This window comes from Bradyrhizobium betae, from assembly GCF_050632175.1.
GTDB lineage: Bacteria > Pseudomonadota > Alphaproteobacteria > Rhizobiales > Xanthobacteraceae > Bradyrhizobium > Bradyrhizobium betae_B.
Map to the genome: position 1 here is coordinate 3,955,909 of NZ_CP192576.1, position 21,488 is coordinate 3,977,396.

The following is a 21,488-nucleotide window of genomic DNA, read 5'->3' on the forward strand; positions in this document are numbered from 1 at the left end:
CGATGCATCGGAGCATTGTGGGCAGCGGAGCAATTTGCTGAAATGAGCATCACGGGCGAACACGCAGGCAAGCTGCACCAGCTTCGTCGGCCGACCTTTACCGAACTCTATCTGCCAAAGGTCGTGACCGTATGGCGCGAGGGATATGGCCTTGCCGATCTCCGCGCCGATGTGTTCGCGGGTCTCACGGTCGCGATCGTCGCGCTGCCGTTGTCGATGGCGATCGCGATCGCCTCGGGCGTGACGCCGGACCGCGGTCTCTACACCGCCGTCGTCGGCGGCTTCATCGCATCGCTGCTCGGCGGCAGCCGGTTTCCAGATCGGCGGTCCCGCCGGGGCCTTCATCGTGCTGGTCGCGGCGACCGCCGACCGTCACGGCGTCGACGGCGTGATCCTCGCCACCCTGATGGCGGGACTTCTTCTGGTTGCTGCCGGCTTCCTGCGGATCGGCACCTACATCAAGTTCATTCCCTATCCGGTAACTGTCGGCTTCACCGCCGGTATCGCCGTGATCATCTTCGCCAGCCAGCTTCGCGATCTCGGAGGAATCACGCTCGCGGGGAAAGAGCCGAGCGAGTTCGTTCCGAAACTCGTCGCGCTCGCAGCGGGCCTGCCCACCATCAATCCGTCCGCCGTGGCCGTCGCGATCGTCAGCATCGCCATCATTGCCGGCCTGCGGCGCTGGCGGCCGTCTTGGCCCGGCATCCTGATCGCGGTCGTGCTTGCGGCGGTCGCGTGTACCGTGCTGTCGCTGCCGGTCGAGACCATCGGCTCGCGCTTCGGCGGCATTCCGCGCGAATTGCCGTCGCCGGCCTTGCCGGCGTTCTCGCTTGCGAAGGCGACGGCGGTGCTGCCGGATGCGATTGCGTTCGCGCTGCTGGCCGCGATTGAATCGTTGCTGTCCGCCGTGGTGGCGGACGGCATGACCGGGCGCCGTCACCGCTCCAATTGCGAATTGGTGGCGCAGGGCGCCGCCAATATCGGCTCGGCGCTGTTCGGCGGCATTTGTGTCACCGGCCTGATCGCGCGGACCGCCACCAACATCCGCGCCGGCGCGCGCGGGCCGCTCGCGGGCATGCTGCATTCGGTCTTCCTTCTTCTGTTCATGCTGATCGCGGCGCCGCTGGCGAGCTACATTCCGCTGGCCGCGCTCGCCTCCGTGCTCGTCGTCGTCGCCTGGACCATGGCCGAGAAGCACGAATTCGCCACGCTGCTGCGCTCATCCTGGGGCGATGCCATCGTGCTGCTCGCGACGTTCCTGCTCACCGTCTTTCGCGATCTCACCGAAGGCATCCTGGTCGGCTTCGCGCTCGGCGCAGTGTTGTTCATCCACCGCATGTCGGAGATGACCGCGATCGAGGAGCGGCCGCCGCTGGCGCCCGACGATCGTCCCGATGACGGCAATGGCGAGCGCGTACGCTACGATTCCGGGCTCGCGGTCGATCGCGACGTGCTGGTCTATCGCATCACCGGCGCGTTCTTCTTCGGCGCTGCATCGGCGATCGGCAGTGTGCTCGACGGCGTCGCCGACGGGCGCAAGGCCTTCGTGGTCGATTTTGCCGCGGTTCCGTTCCTGGATTCCACGGCCGCAAACGTGCTGGGGCGCGTCGCCGCAAAGGCGCACCGCCAGGGCATCAAGCTGTTCATCACCGGCGCATCGCCCGCGGTCCGGCGCGCGCTGCTCACGCACGGTGTGAGCCCGCGACACGCGCGTTATCGTCAGACCATCGAGCGAGCGGTCGCCGATATCAAGCAGGCCGCGGGCGCGACTGCTCCCGTCGCCGAGGATGCCGCCGCGAATTAGCGGCGCTCCCTTCTCAAGCCGGCCGAATTGACCGACACTGCCGCATCACGGCGGTGGTGGATCGGAATGCTCTATTCGACTCGCAATGTGGCGCTGGCCTGCGCGCTCAGCTTGCTCGCGGGCTTTGTCGACGGCATCGGCTTCCTGAAGCTTGGCGGCCTGTTCGTCTCCTTCATGAGCGGAAATTCGACGCGCCTCGGCGTCAGCATTGCGGACGCGCAATGGTGGCAGGCCGCCGGCGCTCTCGGTCTGATCGCGCTGTTCGTGGTCGGCGCGGCCGCCGGCAGCTTCGTGGTGCTCGGCGGCGGCGCCGAGCGTCAGCCTTGGCTGCTTCTGATCGAAGCGGCGCTGCTGGCCGGTGCCGGACTCTGCCATGCCTACGGCCTGCCGGATCTCGCGATCGCGGCGATCGTGCTCGCGATGGGCCTGGAGAATGCCGTGTTCCAGATCGACGGCGGCGCGGGCCTCGGCCTCACCTATGTCACGGGTGCGCTGGTCAAGGTCGGCCAGCTCCTTGCGGTGAGCCTCACCGGGGGACCGCGCTGGAGCTGGGCCCCGAATTGGTTCCTGTGGGCGGCGCTCGTCGCGGGCGCCGCGGCCGGCGCGCTGGCCTATGCCCGGATCAACCTCGCCGCGATCTGGTTCGCTGCAGGCGCGGCGCTGGCGCTGGCCGCAATCGTGGCCGCGGCGATGCGGCGCCCGCGCGCTTGACAGAGCCCGCGGGACGCGAAATGGATCGCGTCCGACACTCTCTCCCGGAGCGCAGGATTGATCGTGACCCAAACGCCTGCAGCCTGTTTGATAGGATGGCCGGCCGCGCATTCGCGCTCGCCGCTGATCCATCACTACTGGTTGCGCACGCTCGGGATCGAGGGCGGTTATGTCATCGAGGCGGTGCCGCCCGAAGACCTCCGCGACTTCGTGCTGCGGCTGTCGCTGCGTGGCTTCGTCGGCGCCAACGTCACCATCCCGCACAAGGAGGGCGTGCTTGAGCTGTCGACGCCCGATGCGCGCGCCAGGGCCGTGGGCGCGGCCAACACGCTGTGGTTCGAAGGCGGCGAGCTGCGCTCCACCAACACCGACGTCGAGGGCTTCATCAACAATCTCGATGCCGGCGCACCCGGCTGGGACAAGGCGGACGAGGCGCTGGTGTTAGGGGCCGGCGGCTCCTCGCGCGCCGTCATATTTGGCCTGCGCGAGCGCGGCATCAACCGCATCCATCTCGCCAACCGCACCATCGCGCGGGCCGAGACACTGGCAAACCAGTTCGGGCCGAACGTGCATCCGGTGACGTGGGACGCGATCGACGACGTGCTGCCGCGCGCAAGACTTCTCGTGAACACGACCTCGCTCGGCATGCATGGCCAGCCCTCGCTCGCTATCGACGTGGCTCGCCTGCCGCAGGCGGCCGTGGTCGCCGATCTGGTCTACGTCCCTCTGGTCACGCCGCTGCTGGCGGCCGCACAGGCGCGCGGCCTGAAAACTGCCGACGGGCTCGGCATGCTGCTGCACCAGGCGGTGCGCGGCTTCGAGCTGTGGTTCGGCCGGAGGCCGCAGGTCACGGCCGAACTGCGCGCGCTGGTCGAAGCCGATCTCACAAAGACTTGAGAGGTCAACAGCGAATAGCGCGCCATATCCGGAGTTCTACCCCGTGGGACAACCGGAGACCGTCATGACCATCCACCGTGCAAGTTTCACACGCCCGCTCATCGCCGTCGCGATGGTGGCCGCTTCCACCCTCTGTGCCGTCGCGCAAAAGGCGCCGGTACCGACGCGTGTGCGCGGTACGATCGAGAGTGTCAGCGGTGACACCATGCAGGTGAAGTCGCGCGGCGGCGAGGACGTCAAGCTGCATATTGCGCCTGACGTCCGCGTGGCCGGGGTCACCAAGATTTCGCTCGCGGACATCAAGGTCGGCTCCTTCGTCGGCGCCACCACCGTGCCGGGACCTGATGGCGGCAACAACGCCGTCGAGGTTCACGTGTTTCCTGAGAGCATGCGCGGCACCGGAGAAGGCTCGCGACCCTACGACCTCAAGCCGAACTCCAGCATGACCAATGCGACGGTGTCGGAGAGCGTGGTCGGCAATGACGGCCATACGCTGCTGGTCAAGTACAAGGACGGCGAGAAGAAGGTGTTCGTCCCCGACAACACGCCTGTCGTCACCTTCGTGCCCGGCGACAAGGCCGAGTTGAAGGCCGGCGCAAAAGTCGTCGCCTTCATGAAGCAATTGCCGGATGGCTCGTTCGAGACCAACCGCGTCAACGTCGGCATCAACGGACTTACACCGCCGATGTGACCGGGAGCACGATCCGTAAAACTGAGCAGCGGTTCTCCGAAAATCATGCTCAAAAGTTGAGAATAGCGGTGGCGGCGCGGGTTTGCCGTGATCGATCCACCGCAACGTCCTGAAGGGGGCAATCATGTCGAAGCTGAATAACTGGATGCCACGCGCCGTCGTGGCTGCATTTGCTGTCGTTTCCATCGTCTCGGCCTCGGCGCAGCAAACGCCGACGGTGCGCATCCGCGGAACCATCGAGGGCGTCGACGGCAACACGCTCGCCATCAAGACCCGCGAGGGTGCCGACGTGAAGGTGAAGATGACCGACAACGCCGCGGTCTTCGCCGTGGTCAAGACCTCGCTGTCGGAGATCAAGGACGGTTCCTACATCGGGGTCACCGGCTTGCCCGAGCCCGACGGAACGCAAAAGGCGATCGCGGTGCATATCTTCCCGGAGAACCAGCGCGGCGCCGCCGAGGGCTTCCGCCCCTGGGATGCGCGTGCCAACTCGACCATGACCAACGCCACCGTGGCGCAGACGGTGAAGGGAACCGACGGCCAGAACATCACGGTCAAGTACAAGGATGGCGAGAAGAAAGTGGTGGTGCCGCCGGACACGCCCATCGTCACCTTCATCGGCAGCGACAAGTCCGAGATCAAGCCGGGCGCCAAGCTGATCATCTTCGGCGCGGTGAAGAAGGACGACGGCTCGTTGGAAGCGAACCGGGTCAATGTCGGCAGGGACGGCATCACGCCGCCGATGTGAACGCGCGGAATTTGTAGGGTGGGTTAGGCGTAGCCGTAACCCACCATGCATCCGCGAATGCGGGCCGAAGTTGGTGGGTTACGCTGTGCGACTGCGCTTCGCGCAGCCGCAGAGCTAACTCACCCTGCTACACCGCTGCTGCGGCTACACCGCAATAATGTGATCGTCGATTTCGTCGATCCGGTTGACGCCGCACAGGCCCATGGTGGTGAGCAGCTCCTTCTGGATGATGTCGATCGCCTTGGCGACGCCGGCTTGGCCGCCGGCACCGAGGCCATAGGCATAGGCGCGGCCGATCATGCAGGATTTTGCGCCGAGCGCGAGCGCGCGCATCACGTCCTGGCCGGAGCGGATGCCGCCGTCGAACATGATTTCCATTCTGTCGCCGATGGCGTCGGCGATCTCCGGCAGCACCTCGATCGAGGACGGCGCGCCGTCGAGCTGACGGCCGCCATGGTTCGACACCACCAGCGCCTGCGCGCCGGTCTTGGCTGCTTCCTCGGCATCCTCGACGTCGAGAATGCCCTTGATGATGAGCTTGCCCGGCCAGATGCTGCGGACCCACTCGATGTCCTTCCAGTTCAATGACGTGTCGAACTGCGAGGCGGTCCATTCCGCGAGCCGGTTGAGGTCCTCGGTGTTCTTCACATGGCCTGCAATGTTGCCGAAGGTGCGGCGCTTGCCTTGCAGCACGCCGGAGACCCAGGCTGGCTTGGTCGCGAAATCGAGGAACTTCGACAGCGACCATTCGGGTGGGATCGTCATGCCGTTCTTGATGTCGGCGTGGCGCTGGCCGATCACCTGGAGATCGACGGTTAGCACCAGCGCGCTGCACTTGGCTGCCATCGCACGCTGGATCAATTCCTTGATGAAGCCGCGGTCCTTCATCACGTAGAGCTGGAACCAGAACGGCTTCTCGACATTGGCCGCGATGTCCTCGATCGAGCAGATCGACATCGTCGACTGCGTGAACGGGATGCCGGCGGCCTGCGCGGCGCGGCAGGCGTGGATCTCGCCGTCGCCATGCTGCATGCCGAGCAGGCCCACGGGCGCCAGCATCAGCGGCATGGTCGAGGGTTCGCCGAGGATGGTGGTCGAGGTGTCGCGTTTGGAGACGTCGACCAGGATGCGCTGGCGGAACTTGATGTGCTGCATGTCGTCGCGATTGGCGCGCAGCGTTTCCTCGGCGTAGGAGCCGCGGTCGCAATAGTCGAAGAACGCTTTCGGCACGCGACGCTGATGCAGGGTGCGAAGGTCGTCGATACAGGTGATGTGCTTCATGGATGTTTTCCCCGGCCCGTCTTGCATCAGAAGATCGAGGGGTCATCTAGCATGGTTGGATGCACAGCCAAATCGTTTGAAGAGAGGGCGCCATGAGCAAACCGCACAGCCAGCCCACGCCGGAAGAGATCAAGGAGAAGCAGGATCTCGAGGACGCGCTGGAAGAAGGCCTCGAGGAGACCTTCCCGGGCTCCGACCCCGTCAACGTCACCCAGCCGGCGCCCAGCCGCGGGGACGGCCATGTGAAGCGCTCGGGCTAGCCTCTGGTTCCCGTCCGTTCCGGCGCGCCAGTCGGAAATATAATGTTAACAATAAGTTACCGGGGCGCGTTGTCCCCGGTTCCGTAATGATTCATCATATTTTTTGAAGCCAAGTTAGCCGCGCAGGCATTATAAGACCCCAGCAAATCAGGGATGCGGGGCCCATTGTGGCACCCGGAGGTTGTCGCGGGGATTCCTGGTTGTTGCGTGGGGGACGATATGAGCCGCAAATATTTCGGGACGGACGGGATTCGGGGCCGCGCCAACGGACTGATCACGCCGGAGCTCGCGCTCAAGGTCGGCCAGGCCGCAGGCCTTGCGTTTCAGCGCGGCGACCACCGCCACCGGGTCGTGATCGGCAAGGATACCCGCCTGTCCGGCTACATGATCGAATACGCGATGGTCGCGGGCTTCACCTCGGTCGGCATGGACGTGCTGCTGGTCGGCCCGATGCCGACGCCGGCGGTCGCGATGCTGACCAAGTCGATGCGCGCCGATCTCGGCGTGATGATCTCGGCCTCTCACAATCTGTTCGAGGACAACGGCATCAAGCTGTTCGGCCCGCAGGGCTTCAAGCTGTCCGACGACGTCGAGAAGCAGATCGAGCTGCTGCTGGACGAGCCGATCGAGAAGAGGCTTGCACAAAGTGCGAGCCTCGGCCGCGCCCGCCGTATCGACGGCGTGCACGACCGCTACATCGAATTCGCCAAGCGCACGCTGCCGCGCGATCTGTCGCTCGACGGCCTGCGCGTCGTGATCGATTGCGCCAATGGCGCCGCCTACAAGGTGGTGCCGGAAGCGCTGTGGGAACTGGGCGCCGACGTGGTGCCGATCGGCGTCGAGCCCGACGGTTTCAACATCAACAAGGATTGCGGCTCGACCTCGCCGGAAGCGCTGTCGCGGAAGGTGCGCGAGATGCGCGCCGACATCGGCATTGCGCTGGACGGCGACGCCGATCGGGTCATCCTTGTCGACGAGCGCGGCCATGTCGTCGACGGCGACCAGCTGCTCGCGGTGATCGCGCAGAGCTGGAAGGAAGACGGACGGCTGTCGCGTCCGGGCATCGTCGCCACCGTGATGTCCAATCTCGGTCTCGAACGTTTCCTGAAGGGGCACGGCCTCGATCTCGTGCGGACGCCGGTCGGCGACCGTTACGTGCTCGAGCAGATGCTGAACGGCGGCTACAATCTCGGCGGCGAGCAGTCCGGCCACATCATCCTGTCCGACTACGCCACCACCGGCGACGGCTTCGTTGCCGCCTTGCAGGTGCTGGCCGTGGTGCAGAAGCTGCGCCGCCCGGTGTCGGAAGTCTGCCATCGTTTCGATCCGCTGCCGCAGATCCTCAAGAACGTCCGCCACAAGGGTGGCAAGCCGCTCGATGATTCCGACGTCAAGTCCGCGATCTCGGACGGCGAGAAACGCCTCAACGGCCACGGCCGCCTGCTGATCCGCTCCTCGGGCACCGAGCCCGTGATCCGCGTCATGGGCGAGGGCGAGGACCGTATCCTCGTCGAGGACGTCGTCGACACCATCGTCTCGGCACTGGGGCAGGCGGCTGCGGCCTGAGGTGCGATCGTAGCCCGGATGGAGCGAAGCGAAATCCGGGATTCTCGCAACGGCCGATAAGGCCCCGGATTGCGCTTCGCTCCATCCGGGCTACGAATCTCGCAGTGAACCAGGCGAGCGCATTCCAGCCATCGACGATTGGCGGTGGTTCAACCGCCGCTGTCATCGTACCCAGCAGGTCGCGGCGCTCCGCCGCGCATGCCGGGGTGCTCCCTTGAACAAGCCTGTCGTCGTCTCTGAGGAAACGCTGACCGAGCCTGTCGTCGTTGCCGACGTCACGCCCATCGCCAAGGCTGCGGGGCCGGCCTATGTCGTCCTCGCCGGCATCAGCTTCTCGCACTTCCTCAACGACACCATGCAGTCGCTGATCGCATCGGTGTATCCGATCCTGAAGGACACCTATGCGCTCGACTTTGCGCAGATCGGCATGATCACGCTGGCGTTCCAGTTCACGGCTTCGCTGCTCCAGCCGGTGGTCGGCCACTACACCGACAAGAAGGCGCAGCCTTACTCGCTGGCGATCGGCATGGCCTCGACCTTCTTCGGCCTGCTGCTGCTCAGCGCCGCGCACCAGTATCTCGTCATCCTCGTGGCTGCCGCTCTGGTCGGTCTCGGCTCTGCGGTGTTTCATCCGGAGTCCGCGCGCATCGCGCGGCTCGCCTCCGGCGGCCGCTACGGCTTTGCGCAATCGGTGTTCCAGCTCGGCGGCAGTTTCGGCACCTCGATGGGACCGGTGCTGGCCGCGCTGATCGTGGTGCCGTTCGGGCAGGGCAGCATCGCATGGTTCTCCTCGATCGCGTTCCTCGCCATCGTGATCCTCTGGCGCATCGGCCGCTGGTATGAACCGCAGATCAAGGCGAAGAAGACGGTCGCGGTTCAGGCCCATCCGGACGCGCCGAGTTCGCGCCGCGTCACGGTCGCGCTGCTGGTGCTGGTGGCGCTGCTGTTCTCGAAGCAGCTCTACGTCTCCAGCCTGTCGAGCTACTACATCTTTTATTTGATCGACCGTTTCGGCGTGTCGACACAGACCGCCCAGATCTACCTCTTCATCTTCCTCGCGGCGAACGCGGTCGGAGCGTTCTTCGGCGGTCCCCTGGGCGATCGCTTCGGCCGCAAGATCGTGATCTGGATCTCGATCCTGGGCGCGCTGCCGTTCACGCTGGCGCTGCCCTATGCCGGGCTTTATGCGAGCGCGGTGCTGAGCGTGATCATCGGCATCATCATTTCCTCGACGACGTCGTCGATCATCGTGTTCGCGCAGGAGCTGGTGCCGCACCGCTTCGGCATGATCTCCGGCGTGTTCTTCGGCGTCGCCTTCGGGATCGGTGGCCTCGGTGCCGCCGTGCTCGGCAAGCTCGCCGACCACACCTCGATCGAGTTCGTCTATCAGGTCTGCGCCTACCTGCCGGCGATCGGCCTGCTTGCGGTGTTCCTGCCCAGGCTGCCGCGCTACGCGCGTTAACAAATCCTCCTTCGCTGCATTGCGGCTTCATACATCGTTAGCGATTGCAACGCGCAGGCGCTGCATTTTTGCAACGCTTCGACGGCAAGCGCGCGAGTGGTGAGAAAAAATCAACCTTAAAAATTAGGGTTAAGTGGCGCTTAAGCATTTGGTGGCATCGTCCCGCCTGTGAGTTTCCAGAACGTGAGGCGCCCGTATTGAGCCTCACCGGCCATAAGGACGAAGCCAATGCGTAGCGTTAAGTCTCTCCTTGCCGCGGGTGCGGCAACCCTGATCTCGTCGATGGCGTTCGCCGCCGACATGCCGATCGCGGCGCCCCCTCCGATGTACGCGCCGGTGGCTCCGCCCGCCGATTTCGGCGGCTGGTATCTCCGCGGCGACATCGGCATGACCAACCAGCGCGCCAAGAGCATCGACAGCGCCTTGCCGGCTGGTTATTCGAAGTCGACGGAAGGCCTCGGCTTCGACTCAGCGACGCTGTTCGGTCTCGGCGCCGGCTATCGCTTCAACAACTGGTTTCGCGCGGACGTGATCGGCCAGTACCGTGGCAAAGCCAATCTGCACGGCAGCGACAACGTCGTTGGACCCGGCTTCGTCGGCGTCAACAACTACACCGGCAGCAAGTCCGAGTGGGTCGTGATGGCCAACGCCTACGTTGACCTCGGCACCTGGTGGTGCATCACCCCGTTCATCGGTGCCGGTGTCGGCGGCTCCTACAACAAGATCAGCGGCTTCCGCGACGACGGCGTGTCGTACAGCCCGGGGCTCAACAACAGCGTCGCCTACTTCGCCGACAACGGAAAGTGGAACCTGGCCTGGGCCGCTCATGCCGGTCTCGCCTACAAGGTCAATCCCGGCTTCACCGTCGAACTGGCCTACAGCTACATGAATCTCGGCGACGGTGCGCCCGGCAACTACCGCCTGTTCGACAACAGCGCGTCGGGTCCGACCTCGATCAAGATCAAGGACATCACCTCGCATGACGTCAAGCTCGGCGTGCGCTGGGAGCTCAACAGCCCGCAGCCGGCCTACATGCCGCCGCTCGTCACCAAGGGCTGATTGCAAGCCTGATCGGTTAAACTCTCTTAACGGCGCGGGATCATCCCGCGCCGTTTTGCTTTGCGTATTTTTCATGCGTGACGGCGACGAAAGCGTCCGGCGCAACCATTGGTTAAGGTTAACGAGCCATGATCACGAGTGAAAGTTCGAGTTCGATGGAGCGTTGCGATGCGTAGGCTTTTGTTGGCAGCGGTGATGTTGGGAACGGTGTCTGTCGCGCATGCGGCCGACCTCTCCGATCTGCCCATCCTGCGTGGCAGCTTCACCGACGGCCTGTCGAGATCCAGCGTCAACTGGCAGGGCGGCTACATCGGCGCCCAGGCCGGCTATGGATCCTCTGACGAGAACTTCAACGGTTCAACAAGCAACATGATGGCGGCACTGTTGGCCGATACGTTGATCGAGTCGGAAATGGGCGTCTCGCAGTGGAATCTGGGACTTGGCAAGGCCTCCCGTCGTAGCACTGGATACGGCGCCTTCGCCGGTTACAATGCCCAGTGGGAAGATGTCGTGTTGGGCGTGGAAGCAAGTTACCTACACGGCTCCTTCGGCGGATCAGCCACGGCCAGCGAATCCCGCAGCAACACGTTGTCCGATGGCAACGTGCACTCCGTTACCGCCAGCTCGACGTCATCGATCGCGATCAAGGATATGGCAACGTTTCGCGGCCGGGCCGGTTATGCGTGGGGATGTTTCCTGCCCTACATGTTCGCCGGACTCGCGCTCGGCAATGCCGACATTACCCAGTCGGTGAGTGCTCAGGATTATGTGACCCCCGCTGGCGTTCTACAGGGGCCAGTCTCCTCGACCGATACGCAGCACAACCATCTGATCTACGGCTACAGCGCCGGTCTCGGCGTCGACGTCAATCTCGTGGGCGGGCTCTTCATGCGCGCCGAGTGGGAATATATCCGCTTCACCGCCGCGGTCGACACCAACATCAACACCGTTCGCGCCGGGCTCGGCTACAAGTTCTGAGCCGCCCGCTGCCTGTTGACAGGTTCCTTCCGTCCTGATGCTCTGTCGCCCGTAAATGGGGTGGCAGCGATGCAGGTCTACGGCGATAGCAATTCCGGCAATTGTCTCAAGGTGAAGTGGGTCTGCGACAAGCTGGCGCTGCCTCACCAGTGGATCGAGATCGACACAAGCAAAGGCGAGACGCGCACGCCGCAATTTCTGAAGATGAACGGCGCCGGCCAGGTGCCGACCGTCGCATTCGATGACGGCCGTACGCTGGCGCAGTCCAACGCCATCATCCGCTATCTCGCCCGCGACAGCGCGCTGATCCCGCGCGATGCCTTCGCTGCGGCCAAGATGGATGAATGGCTGTTCTGGGAGCAGTACAGCCACGAGCCCTACATCGCGGTGTGCCGCTTCCAGCTGGTCTATCTCGGCAAGGATGCATCCGAGCTCGACCCCGAGAAGGTCAAGCGCGGCTATGCGGCGCTCGACCGCATGGAGCAGCATCTGGCGGCAAGCCGGTTCTTCGCCGGCGATGAGGTTTCGCTCGCCGATGTCTCGCTGCTTGCCTATACCCGCCTCGCGCATGAGGGCGGCTTCGATCTCGGCCGTTATCCGGCCGTTCGCCGCTGGATCGGCGAGGCCGAGGCCTCTCTCGGTCTGCCGCCGGCGCGCTGAGCCTCTCGCGCCGAGCCCGGAGTTTCCCCGATGAACGATAAGTCCGTCTCCATCCGTCCCGCACGTCGCGAGGACGTCCCTGCGATGATTGCAATGCTTGCCGACGATCATCTCGGGCGCGCCCGCGAGCGCATGGAGGACCCACTACCTGCCGTGTATTACGAGGCGTTCGCGCGGGTCGAGCGCGATCCGAACCTCACGCTCGTGGTTGCGGAGAGCGAGGGCAGGGTGGTCGGCTGTCTGCAACTGGCGGTGCTGCCGGGCATCAGCTCGCAAGGCGGTATCCGCGGCCTGCTCGAAGATGTTCGCGTCGCCTCCGATTGCCGCAGCCGCGGCATCGGCGAGCAATTGGTGCAATGGGCGGTGACCGAAGCAAAAGCGCGCGGCTGCATCCTGGTCGAATTGCTGACGCATGCGAGTCGCGTCGACGCACAGCGCTTCTACAAGCGACTCGGATTCACATCGAGTCACGTCGGCATGACTGTCCGCTTTTGAGGCAGCATCCAGCGGCCGTTGCGCGATCAGCGAAATCGGATCGCGCGTTCGTTCATCTTAACAGTGGGTAAACTACCCTTCAGTCGTTCACGTGGAACCAGGAACGAACGGTGCTACGCCAGCGTCTGGAAGCCGGGCTCGGTCGGTTCGGGAATTTTGATGACAAGCTATTCCATGATCAAGGTCGGCAACGACTACGTTGTGCAGGCCAATGACAAATGCATTTTGAAAGTCGGCAGTCGCCGCCGGGCCGCGCAATTGATCAGTGATGCCACCGGCTTGCTGAACGCGCTCGCCATGGTCGAATCCCCTGATGTCGCCCCGGATGAGCCATCACTCGCGCGTGAGGCCCCGGAACTTCCTTGACGACTCTTCCTGTTTCCCGTATCAGCCGCGGCGGGACACCTCCCCCAACGGGAGGCTTACTATCTGGAAGGGTAGAATATGACTGTAGCGAAGCCCGCTTCGCGGCCCAACGTGCCGCATTTTTCCTCCGGCCCCTGCGCCAAGCGCCCCGGATGGAACGCCCAAAATCTCAAGGACGCAGCACTCGGCCGTTCGCATCGCGCGAAGGTCGGCAAGACCAAGCTCAAGCTCGCGATCGATCTGACGCGTGAAGTGCTCGAGGTCCCCGCCGATTATCGCATCGGCATCGTGCCGGCGTCCGATACCGGGGCGGTCGAGATGGCGCTGTGGTCGCTGCTCGGTGCGCGGCCCGTCACCACGCTCGCGTGGGAATCCTTCGGCGAGGGCTGGGTCAGCGACATCGTCAAGGAATTGAAGCTCAAGGACGTCACCAAGCTCAACGCGGCCTATGGTGAAATCCCCGACCTCTCCAAGGTCGATCCCAACAGCGACGTCATCTTCACCTGGAACGGCACCACCTCCGGCGTGCGCGTGCCGAACGCGGACTGGATCAAGCCGGACCGCGAAGGTCTCACGATCTGCGACGCCACCTCTGCAGCCTTCGCGCAACCGCTCGATTTTGCAAAACTCGACGTCGTCACCTTCTCCTGGCAGAAGGCGCTCGGCGGCGAAGCCGCGCACGGCATGCTGATCCTGTCGCCCCGCGCTGTGGAGCGGCTCGGAGACCTACAAGCCGGCCTGGCCGCTGCCGAAGATCTTCCGCATGACCAAGGGCGGCAAGATCAACGAAGGCATCTTCGTCGGCGAGACCATCAACACGCCGTCGATGCTCTGCGTCGAAGATTACCTCGACGCGCTGAACTGGGCCAAGTCGATCGGCGGCCTCAAGGCCCTGATCGCGCGTGCCGACGCCAACACCAAGGTGCTGGCCGACTGGAAGGCGAAAACGCCCTGGATCGACTTCCTGGCCAAGGACGCCGCGATCCGCTCCAACACCTCGGTGTGCCTGAAGTTCACCGATCCCGCGCTCACCTCACTCTCGGACGACGCGCAAGCCGAGTTCTCCAAGAAGCTGGTCGCGCTGGTCGAGAAGGAAGGCGCCGGCTACGACTTCGCGTACTACCGCGATGCGCCGGCCGGCCTGCGCATCTGGTGTGGCGCCACCGTCGAGGCCAAGGACGTCGAAATCCTGACTCAGTGGATCGACTGGGCCTTCGCCGAGACCAAGGCTACGCTGGCGAAAGCCGCCTGACAACGCCGTGAGCTGACGCCGTGCGGACTTCTCCGCACGGCCTGATCTGCACAGGCCCGTCATGTTCGAACCCGAGAACGAGATCGAGCGCATGCTCGTGCGTGCCGCAAACGAGCCGTCCGAGCGCTCAACTTTCTTGAGCGTGTTGCTTGATGCCGCGTGCAGGCGGCGATCAGTCGTGCGGTCGCCGGCAACGTCTTGAAGGGGCGGCCGCTCGACGCCGTCCCGCTCGAAAGCAGCTCGCTCGCATCGACCTTGCGTACCGGAATTCCAATCCCCGCCGCCAAGCGCGGCTTCTTCCAGAAGCTCTTCAGCTAACAGCAGGCAGAACCCTCATGTCCAAACCGAAAGTTCTCATCTCCGACGCGCTCTCTCCCGCCGCCGTGCAGATCTTCAAGGATCGCGGCATCGAGGTCGACTTCCAGCCCAACCTCGGCAAGGACAAGGACAAGCTCGCCGAGATCATCGGCAATTACGACGGCCTTGCGATCCGCTCCGCGACCAAGGCGACCGCCAAGATTCTGGAGAAAGCGGCGAAACTGAAGGTGATCGGCCGCGCCGGCATCGGCGTCGACAATGTCGAGATACCCGCCGCGACGGCCAAGGGCATCATCGTGATGAACACGCCGTTCGGCAATTCGATCACGACCGCCGAGCACGCCATCACCCTGATGCTGGCGCTGGCCCGCGAGATCCCGCAGGCCGACGCCTCGACCCAGGCCGGCAAATGGGAGAAGAACCGCTTCATGGGCGTCGAGATCACCGGCAAGGTGCTCGGCGTCGTCGGCTGCGGCAATATCGGCTCGATCGTCGCCGACCGCGGGCTCGGCCTGCGCATGAAGGTGATCGCGTTCGATCCGTTCCTGTCGCCGGAGCGCGCCCGGGATATCGGCGTCGAGAAGGTCGAGCTCGATGATCTGCTCAAGCGCGCCGATTTCATCACGCTGCACACCCCGCTCACCGACAAGACCAGGAACATCATCGATGCGGCCGCCATCGCCAAGATGAAGAAGGGCGTGCGCCTGATCAACTGCGCCCGCGGCGGCCTCGTCGACGAGCAGGCGGTGGTCGATGCGCTCAACGCCAAGCACATCGCCGGCGCCGCCTTCGACGTCTTCGTCGAGGAGCCCGCCACCGCGAACGTGCTGTTCGGCCATCCCAACGTGATCTGCACGCCGCATCTCGGCGCGTCCACCACGGAGGCGCAGGAGAACGTCGCGCTGCAGGTCGCCGAGCAGATGTCGGACTATCTGCTGACCGGCGCGATCTCGAACGCCGTCAATTTCCCTTCGATCACGGCGGAGGAAGCGCCGAAATTGAAGCCGTTCATCGCGCTCGCCGAGAAGCTCGGCTCGTTCGCCGGCCAGCTCACCGAGAGCGGCATTCTCAAGGTGCAGATCACCTATGAGGGCCAGGTTGCCGAGATGAAGATCAAGGCGATCACCTCCGCCGTGCTGTCCGGCCTGCTGCGGCCGATGCTGGGCGAGATCAACGTGGTCTCGGCGCCGGTCGTCGCCAAGGAGCGCGGCATGGAGATCGACGAGATCGTGCGCGCCGCCCAGAGCGACTATGAGAGCCTGATCACCGTCACCGTCACCACCGAGCGGCAGGAACGGTCGGTCTCGGGCACCGTCTATGCCGACGGCAAGCCGCGCCTGGTCGACATCAAGGGCATCCGCGTCGATGCCGAGTTCGGCAAGTCGATGATCTACGTGACCAACGAGGACAAGCCGGGCTTCATCGGCAAGTTCGCCGGCCTTCTGGGCGACGCCAAAATCAACATCGCCACCTTCCATCTTGGCCGCGTCGCGCCGGGCTCCGATGCCATCGCGCTGGTCGAGGTCGACGGCGCGGTGCCGGCGGACCTGCTGACCAAGGTGCAGGCCCTGCCGCAGGTCAAGCAGGTCAAGGCGCTGACCTTCTGAGGCGCGTCAATCCGGTGCCCGCCCGCCCCGGAATGACGGTCGTCATATCATGAATTCCGACCTGCGGAACAATGGCGCCGCCCTCCCTCGAGGGCGGCGTTTTTGTTGACGCAGTGCCGCGCTTTATTCTTTCCGCCGCCGCCCAACTTTGTGTACCAATGGCGCCCGAGAACGCCTGTTACCGGGCCTCCGTACCACTGTTCGAAAGGGAGAAATCAATGCGTGAAGCCGTCATCGTTTCCTATGCGCGCACCGGCCTTGCCAAGTCCGGCCGCGGCGGGTTCAACATCACCCCGCCGATGTCGCTCGCGGCCCACGCGATCAAGCATGCGGTCGACCGCGCCGGTGTCGAGAAGGACTATGTCGAGGATTGCTACCTCGGCAATTGCGCCCATGGCGCGCCGAACATCGGCCGTCAGGCCGCGCTGCTGGCCGGCATGCCGAAATCGACCGGCGGCGTCTCGGTGAATCGCTTCTGCTCGTCGGGCCTGCAGACCATCGCGATGGCCGCCAATTCGATCCGTTCGGACGGTGCGGATTGCATCGTCGCCGGCGGCGTCGAGAGCATCTCGATGCCGGGCGGCGCGACGCCGAAGGAGACGGTCGATCCCGAGTTGCTCAAGACGGCGCCCGACATCTTCATGGCGATGATCGACACCGCCGACATCGTCGCAGAGCGCTACAAGCTCAGCCGCGAATACCAGGACGAATATTCGCTTGAATCGCAGCGCCGCATGGCCGCGGCGCAGCAGGCGGGCAAGTTCAAGGACGAGATCGTCCCGATGAAGACCAAGATGAAGGTCGTGGACAAGGCGACCAAGGCGGAATCGATCGTCGATTACGTCGTCGACCGCGACGAGTGCAACCGTCCGGAGACCACGCTGGAGGGCCTCGCCAAGCTCGAGCCGGTGCGGGGCGCGGGCAAGTTCGTCACCGCCGGCAATGCCAGCCAGCTCTCCGACGGCGCTGCCGCCGTGGTGCTGATGGAAGCCAAGGACGCCGAAAAGCGCGGCCTCAAGCCGCTCGGCCGCTTCGTCGCCTGGGCGGCGGCGGGCTGCGAGCCCGACGAGATGGGCATCGGCCCGATCTTCGCCGTGCCGAAGCTGCTCAAGCGTCACGGCCTCAAGATCGACGACATCGATCTGTGGGAGCTCAACGAAGCCTTTGCCAGCCAGTGCCTCTACTCGCGCGACAAGCTGGGCATCGATCCCGCCAAGTACAACGTCAACGGCGGCTCGATCGCGATCGGCCATCCCTTCGGCATGACCGGCGCGCGTCTCACCGGCCACATCCTCCAGGAAGGTGCGCGCCGCAAGGCGAAGTGGGGCGTGGTGACCATGTGCATCGGCGGCGGCCAGGGCGGCGCCGGCCTGTTCGAGATCTACAGCTAAGGCGATCGCATGAACGTGAAAGGCACGGCGCCGCAAGCGCCGTGCCTTTTTCATTGCGGTCCGACCGCCGCGAAACTATAAGCCTCGTGTCGGAAAAGGCAGATTTGGTCTGGTAAGCCCAAATCCTTTCGGTAACGAAAGCTCTGGTCTTTGGCCTTGTGGTCGAGATCCCCGCGACGAACATCGGACGCTCAGGCGTCCCATCGTTCGTCCGTGTGATTCTCGCATCTCTGGGAACGCTCCGGTCGAACATCGACCACAGGAGCGTCTCATGCAAAATCAATCCCCTGATCTATACGACGTCGTCATTGCCGGTGCCGGCCCCGTCGGCCTGTTTCTCGCGTGCGAGCTGCGGCTCGCGGGTCTCTCGGTGCTGGTGCTGGAGCAGGCACAAGACCCGCGTTCGCCGCTGAAACAACTCCCGTTCGGCCTGCGCGGTCTTTCGGTCCCGACTTGCGAGGCCTTTCACCGGCGCGGATTGCTGGAAGATATCGCGGCTGCACAGCGCGCGAGCTCAGATGCGATCAAGTCCGCGGCCCATTGGATGCAGCAGACACGGCGGCCGGCAGGTCATTTCGCCGGCATCCAGTTCTTTCAGGATGACGTCGATGTCGCCAAATGGCCCTGGCGCCTACCAACGCCGGCCGATGCTGCTGTCGCCGTCGATATGCAAACGCTCGAAACCGTCCTGGCCACGCGCGCCTGCAGCCTCGGCGCCGAGATCCGGCGCGGCGTGGGCCTCACGGTCATTGTCGCTGCAGACGACGACGTGACCGTGCAAGCAAGCAGCGAGACCTTCCGAGGACACTGGCTGGTCGGCTGCGACGGCGGCCGCAGCACGGTGCGCAAAGCCGCCGACTTTGACTTCGTCGGTACCGAGCCCGAGTTCACGGGCTATTCCGTCGAGGTCGAGCTGGCCGATCCCACAAAACTCCGTGCGGGCCGCAATTTCACGCAAGCAGGCATGTACACCTATGCGCCACCAGGGACCATCGCGATGGTCGACTTCGACGGCGGCGCGTTCCACCAGGCTGCGCCGCTCACACGCGAGCATGTGCAGAGCGTCCTGTGCCGTATCTCCTGCACCGACGTCACCGTCACGGCTCTCCGCCTTGCCGCGACGTGGACGGACCGCGCGCATCAGGCAACGACCTATCGCAACAGGCGCGTGCTGCTCGCGGGCGATGCCGCCCACATCCACTCGCCGCTGGGCGGGCAGGGCCTCAATCTCGGTCTCGGTGATGCGATGAACCTCGGCTGGAAGCTGGCGGCGACGATCCGCGGGGCAGCACCCGCCGACCTGCTCGATAGCTATTCGCGCGAGCGGCATCCTGTCGGCGCGCAGATCCTCGACTGGTCGCGCGCGCAGGTCGCGATCATGCGGCCGACGCCGGGCAGTCGCGCGCTCAAGGCCATCATGAGCGATCTCATCGAGACGCGTGATGGCGCGACGTATTTTGCGGAGCGCGTGCGCGGCGTGTCGCTCCGCTACGATCTCGGTGGCGGTCATCCGCTCGTCGGCCGCAGCGCTCCCGATTTCGAATGGCGCGATGGGACGACCGTCGGAGAACGCCTCAGGCGTGCGAAGGGGATATTGCTGGACTTCGATGCACGTGCGCCGCTTCAGGCGCTTGCGAGGAGTTGGGGCGATCGCATCGACTATGTCGCCGATGACGTGACGAACCGGTTGGGCCTCAACGCGGTGTTGCTGCGCCCTGATGGCATCGTCGCCTGGGCCAGTGACGGCATGGCCGATGAGGAGGAGGCGGCTCAGGCCGCGTCGCGATGGTTCGGTGCGCCAGGGGCCGATTGAGCGATTTTTGAGCAGAGTTGTGCATGCCGACGTGCACAACGCGAGCATTGTGACAAAATACACGTAATCCTACGTGCCCGGAAATTAACGGAAGATTTTGCGCATTAGCGCTTCATCAACCGTATCGGCCACAACCAGCTCCGGCAACACGATGCGGCTTTTCTCTCTCAGGCTCACGCACAAGATCACTGCGATCGGCATCATTGGCGTCATCGGCGTCGTCCTGATCGGCGGCATTCATCTCTACGGCGAGCGAACGATGGGTGTCTATCGCAACGCCGCCGAGGACGCACGCGCCGTGTTCGAGCTGAACAACAGGATCGCGGTCGAGCTGCTCGAGGCGCGCCGCGCGGAAAAGGATTTCCTCCTGCGCAGCGATCCGGGCAAGGCGCAGCGGCAGGCCGAGATCAGCAGGCAGGTGGCCCCCGATATCGAGACGTTGCGCAGCAAGGTGGTGGCGCTCGGCAAGCCGGAGCTGGCCCGGCAGATCGAGGCGATGAACGCGTCGCTGCAGACCTATCAGACGCGTTTCGCCGCGGTGGTCGAGGAGAGGCAACGTCTTGGCCTCGACGAGAAGTCAGGCCTCGAAGGCCGCCTGCGTGCTTCGGTCCATGGCATCGAGAGCCAGGTCGACCAGCTGCAGGACTCCTCTCTCAAGGTCATCATGCTGATGATGCGCCGGCACGAGAAGGATTTCATGCTGCGCCGCGACGCCAGATATGGCGACGCCATGAAGAAACGCGCGGCCGAATTCGCAGCCGCGCTCAGCGCCGCTTCCATTCCTGACACCGCGAAGGCCGAGCTGAAGCAGAAGCTCGCCGACTACCAGCGCGACTTCTCCGCCTGGATGGAGACCGCGCTGAAGCTGGCGGTCGAGCTGAAGGCCATGTCGGATGCCTTCTCCGCGGTCGAGCCTGTGATCGAGCAGGTCTCGAAATCGGTCGACAAGATCCGCGTCGAGGCCGATCGTCTCAACGACGCCGAGCGTGACGGTATCCAGTTCTGGATCGCGGTCGCGATCGCTTTGATCGCATCCGGCGTGCTCGGCCTCGGCATCTTCATCGGACGTTCGGTCTCGAAGCCGCTCTCCGCGATGCGTATCGCGATGATCGAGCTCGCCAACGGCAATTTCGCCATCGTGCTGCCCGGGCTCGGCCGTCCCGACGAGATCGGCGAGATCGCGCAGGCTGTCGAGACGTTCAAGATCAATGCCGAGCAGAAGGCGCGCGACGAGGCGGAAGAGAAGATCCGGCAGGACAAGCTCGCCGCCGAGCGCCGCCGCGCCGACATGATCAGGATGGCCGACACTTTCGAGCGTGCCGTCGGCCAGATCGTCGATGCGGTGTCGTCGGCGGCCACCGAGCTCGAAGCATCCGCGACCTCGCTGACCACGACCGCCGGCCGCTCGACCGAGCTCGCCACGCTGGTCGAGGCAGCTTCCGAGGAGGCGGCGACCAACGTGCAGTCGGTGGCCTCCGCCGCGGAGGAGCTGACTGCGTCCGTCAACGAGATCAGCCGCCAGGTGCAGGCCTCCGCGCGCATGGCCGGCGAAGCCGTCAGCCAGGCCGGGCAGACCAACGACCGCGTCAGCGAATTGTCGCAGGCGGCGGCGCGCATCGGCGACGTGGTCGAGCTCATCAACGCGATTGCAGGCCAGACCAACCTGCTGGCGCTGAACGCCACCATCGAGGCCGCGCGCGCGGGCGAAGCCGGGCGCGGCTTTGCAGTGGTGGCCTCCGAGGTCAAGGCGCTGGCCGAACAGACCGCGAAGGCGACCGGCGATATCGGTCAGCAGATCTCGAGCATCCAGGGCGCAACCAGCGAGTCGGTCGGTGCTATCAGGACCATCAGCGGCACGATCGAGCGCCTGTCCGAAATTTCGTCCACCATCGCGGCCGCGGTGGAAGAGCAGGGCGCCGCGACCAGCGAGATCTCGCGCAACGTCCAGAACGCGGCGGCCGGCACCACGCAGGTGAGTGCCAACATCAGCAGCGTGCGCCAGGGCGCGACCGAGACCGGTTCGGCCTCCTCGCAGGTGCTCTCGGCAGCGCAGTCGCTGTCGAACGACAGCAACCGGCTGAAGATCGAGGTCAGCAGGTTTCTGGACACCGTGCGGGCGGCGTGAAGGC

At 64.7% G+C, this 21,488-nt stretch carries 18 protein-coding genes and 2 pseudogenes; 19 read left to right on the forward strand and 1 reads right to left on the reverse strand.

The window, feature by feature from the left end; all coding sequences use genetic code 11:
• Positions 1-42 precede the first annotated feature (42 nt).
• The 5 genes and pseudogenes from ACQ86E_RS19085 (at position 43) to ACQ86E_RS19105 (ending at position 4,851) form a co-directional block, all read left to right on the forward strand.
• Positions 43-1,804, forward strand: a pseudogene (locus ACQ86E_RS19085) (SulP family inorganic anion transporter).
• 66 nt (positions 1,805-1,870) lie between these two features.
• Positions 1,871-2,515 (forward strand): YoaK family protein, encoded by a 645-nt coding sequence (locus tag ACQ86E_RS19090; RefSeq protein ID WP_431201299.1) that lies wholly within the window; start codon positions 1,871-1,873, stop codon positions 2,513-2,515.
• 63 nt (positions 2,516-2,578) lie between these two features.
• Positions 2,579-3,412: a shikimate dehydrogenase gene (locus ACQ86E_RS19095; protein WP_431201300.1), complete on the forward strand. Its 834-nt coding sequence runs from the start codon at positions 2,579-2,581 to the stop codon at positions 3,410-3,412.
• 64 nt (positions 3,413-3,476) lie between these two features.
• Complete coding sequence (locus ACQ86E_RS19100) at positions 3,477-4,103, forward strand: hypothetical protein (RefSeq protein WP_431201301.1); 627 nt, start codon at positions 3,477-3,479, stop codon at positions 4,101-4,103.
• A 124-nt stretch (positions 4,104-4,227) separates the two neighbouring features.
• Entirely contained in the window at positions 4,228-4,851 is a 624-nt protein-coding gene (locus ACQ86E_RS19105; protein ID WP_431201302.1) for a hypothetical protein, read from the forward strand.
• 144 nt (positions 4,852-4,995) lie between these two features.
• Here the strand turns inward: ACQ86E_RS19105 and ACQ86E_RS19110 are convergent, their stop codons facing one another.
• Positions 4,996-6,132 (reverse strand): alpha-hydroxy acid oxidase, encoded by a 1,137-nt coding sequence (locus tag ACQ86E_RS19110; RefSeq protein ID WP_431201303.1) that lies wholly within the window; start codon positions 6,130-6,132, stop codon positions 4,996-4,998.
• 92 nt (positions 6,133-6,224) lie between these two features.
• Between ACQ86E_RS19110 and ACQ86E_RS19115 the strand changes: the two genes are divergently transcribed.
• The 14 genes and pseudogenes from ACQ86E_RS19115 to ACQ86E_RS19180 all read left to right on the forward strand — a co-directional run bounded on the left by ACQ86E_RS19115 (position 6,225) and on the right by ACQ86E_RS19180 (position 21,484).
• Entirely contained in the window at positions 6,225-6,392 is a 168-nt protein-coding gene (locus ACQ86E_RS19115) for a hypothetical protein (protein ID WP_431201304.1), read from the forward strand.
• A gap of 219 nt (positions 6,393-6,611) precedes the next feature.
• The gene (gene glmM / locus ACQ86E_RS19120; RefSeq protein WP_431201305.1) at positions 6,612-7,958 is read left to right on the forward strand and encodes a phosphoglucosamine mutase; all 1,347 of its coding nucleotides are present in this window, start codon (positions 6,612-6,614) and stop codon (positions 7,956-7,958) included.
• Positions 7,959-8,172: 214 nt separating this feature from the next.
• Positions 8,173-9,420 carry an MFS transporter gene (locus ACQ86E_RS19125; RefSeq protein WP_431201306.1) on the forward strand — a complete coding sequence of 416 codons (1,248 nt, stop codon included), beginning with the start codon at positions 8,173-8,175 and terminating at the stop codon, positions 9,418-9,420.
• A 228-nt stretch (positions 9,421-9,648) separates the two neighbouring features.
• A complete protein-coding gene (locus ACQ86E_RS19130; protein WP_431201307.1) occupies positions 9,649-10,479 on the forward strand; it encodes an outer membrane beta-barrel protein in 831 nt (276 codons plus the stop codon).
• Positions 10,480-10,647: 168 nt separating this feature from the next.
• Positions 10,648-11,457, forward strand: coding sequence for an outer membrane protein (locus ACQ86E_RS19135; RefSeq protein ID WP_431201308.1), 810 nt, complete (start codon positions 10,648-10,650; stop codon positions 11,455-11,457).
• Positions 11,458-11,526: 69 nt separating this feature from the next.
• Entirely contained in the window at positions 11,527-12,117 is a 591-nt protein-coding gene (locus ACQ86E_RS19140) for a glutathione S-transferase family protein (RefSeq protein ID WP_431201309.1), read from the forward strand.
• Between the two features lie 30 nt (positions 12,118-12,147).
• Positions 12,148-12,612, forward strand: coding sequence for a GNAT family N-acetyltransferase (locus ACQ86E_RS19145; RefSeq protein ID WP_431201310.1), 465 nt, complete (start codon positions 12,148-12,150; stop codon positions 12,610-12,612).
• A gap of 159 nt (positions 12,613-12,771) precedes the next feature.
• A complete protein-coding gene (locus tag ACQ86E_RS19150; protein ID WP_431201311.1) occupies positions 12,772-12,978 on the forward strand; it encodes a hypothetical protein in 207 nt (68 codons plus the stop codon).
• Between the two features lie 78 nt (positions 12,979-13,056).
• A pseudogene (locus ACQ86E_RS19155) lies at positions 13,057-14,230 on the forward strand (phosphoserine transaminase).
• A gap of 159 nt (positions 14,231-14,389) precedes the next feature.
• The gene (locus ACQ86E_RS19160) at positions 14,390-14,548 is read left to right on the forward strand and encodes a hypothetical protein (protein ID WP_431201312.1); all 159 of its coding nucleotides are present in this window, start codon (positions 14,390-14,392) and stop codon (positions 14,546-14,548) included.
• Positions 14,549-14,565: 17 nt separating this feature from the next.
• Entirely contained in the window at positions 14,566-16,155 is a 1,590-nt protein-coding gene (serA, locus tag ACQ86E_RS19165) for a phosphoglycerate dehydrogenase (RefSeq protein ID WP_431201313.1), read from the forward strand.
• A 218-nt stretch (positions 16,156-16,373) separates the two neighbouring features.
• Positions 16,374-17,546: a thiolase family protein gene (locus ACQ86E_RS19170; protein ID WP_431201314.1), complete on the forward strand. Its 1,173-nt coding sequence runs from the start codon at positions 16,374-16,376 to the stop codon at positions 17,544-17,546.
• A 271-nt stretch (positions 17,547-17,817) separates the two neighbouring features.
• Positions 17,818-19,359, forward strand: coding sequence for an FAD-dependent monooxygenase (locus ACQ86E_RS19175; protein ID WP_431201315.1), 1,542 nt, complete (start codon positions 17,818-17,820; stop codon positions 19,357-19,359).
• A gap of 151 nt (positions 19,360-19,510) precedes the next feature.
• Entirely contained in the window at positions 19,511-21,484 is a 1,974-nt protein-coding gene (locus ACQ86E_RS19180; RefSeq protein WP_431201316.1) for a methyl-accepting chemotaxis protein, read from the forward strand.
• Positions 21,485-21,488: the final 4 nt, after the last annotated feature.

What these genes read in the sequence shown, in the direction of transcription:
- ACQ86E_RS19115 (WP_431201304.1), top strand. Translation starts at nt 6,225, where the DNA reads ATGAGCAAACCGCACAGCCAGCCCACGCCGGAAGAGATCAAGGAGAAG.
- ACQ86E_RS19145 (WP_431201310.1), top strand. Translation starts at nt 12,148, where the DNA reads ATGAACGATAAGTCCGTCTCCATCCGTCCCGCACGTCGCGAGGACGTC.
- ACQ86E_RS19110 (WP_431201303.1), bottom strand. Translation starts at nt 6,132, where the DNA reads ATGAAGCACATCACCTGTATCGACGACCTTCGCACCCTGCATCAGCGT.
- ACQ86E_RS19170 (WP_431201314.1), top strand. Translation starts at nt 16,374, where the DNA reads ATGCGTGAAGCCGTCATCGTTTCCTATGCGCGCACCGGCCTTGCCAAG.
- ACQ86E_RS19090 (WP_431201299.1), top strand. Translation starts at nt 1,871, where the DNA reads ATGCTCTATTCGACTCGCAATGTGGCGCTGGCCTGCGCGCTCAGCTTG.
- ACQ86E_RS19105 (WP_431201302.1), top strand. Translation starts at nt 4,228, where the DNA reads ATGTCGAAGCTGAATAACTGGATGCCACGCGCCGTCGTGGCTGCATTT.
- ACQ86E_RS19100 (WP_431201301.1), top strand. Translation starts at nt 3,477, where the DNA reads ATGACCATCCACCGTGCAAGTTTCACACGCCCGCTCATCGCCGTCGCG.
- ACQ86E_RS19180 (WP_431201316.1), top strand. Translation starts at nt 19,511, where the DNA reads ATGCGGCTTTTCTCTCTCAGGCTCACGCACAAGATCACTGCGATCGGC.
- ACQ86E_RS19140 (WP_431201309.1), top strand. Translation starts at nt 11,527, where the DNA reads ATGCAGGTCTACGGCGATAGCAATTCCGGCAATTGTCTCAAGGTGAAG.
- ACQ86E_RS19175 (WP_431201315.1), top strand. Translation starts at nt 17,818, where the DNA reads ATGCAAAATCAATCCCCTGATCTATACGACGTCGTCATTGCCGGTGCC.
- ACQ86E_RS19130 (WP_431201307.1), top strand. Translation starts at nt 9,649, where the DNA reads ATGCGTAGCGTTAAGTCTCTCCTTGCCGCGGGTGCGGCAACCCTGATC.
- glmM (WP_431201305.1), top strand. Translation starts at nt 6,612, where the DNA reads ATGAGCCGCAAATATTTCGGGACGGACGGGATTCGGGGCCGCGCCAAC.
- ACQ86E_RS19135 (WP_431201308.1), top strand. Translation starts at nt 10,648, where the DNA reads ATGCGTAGGCTTTTGTTGGCAGCGGTGATGTTGGGAACGGTGTCTGTC.
- ACQ86E_RS19150 (WP_431201311.1), top strand. Translation starts at nt 12,772, where the DNA reads ATGACAAGCTATTCCATGATCAAGGTCGGCAACGACTACGTTGTGCAG.
- serA (WP_431201313.1), top strand. Translation starts at nt 14,566, where the DNA reads ATGTCCAAACCGAAAGTTCTCATCTCCGACGCGCTCTCTCCCGCCGCC.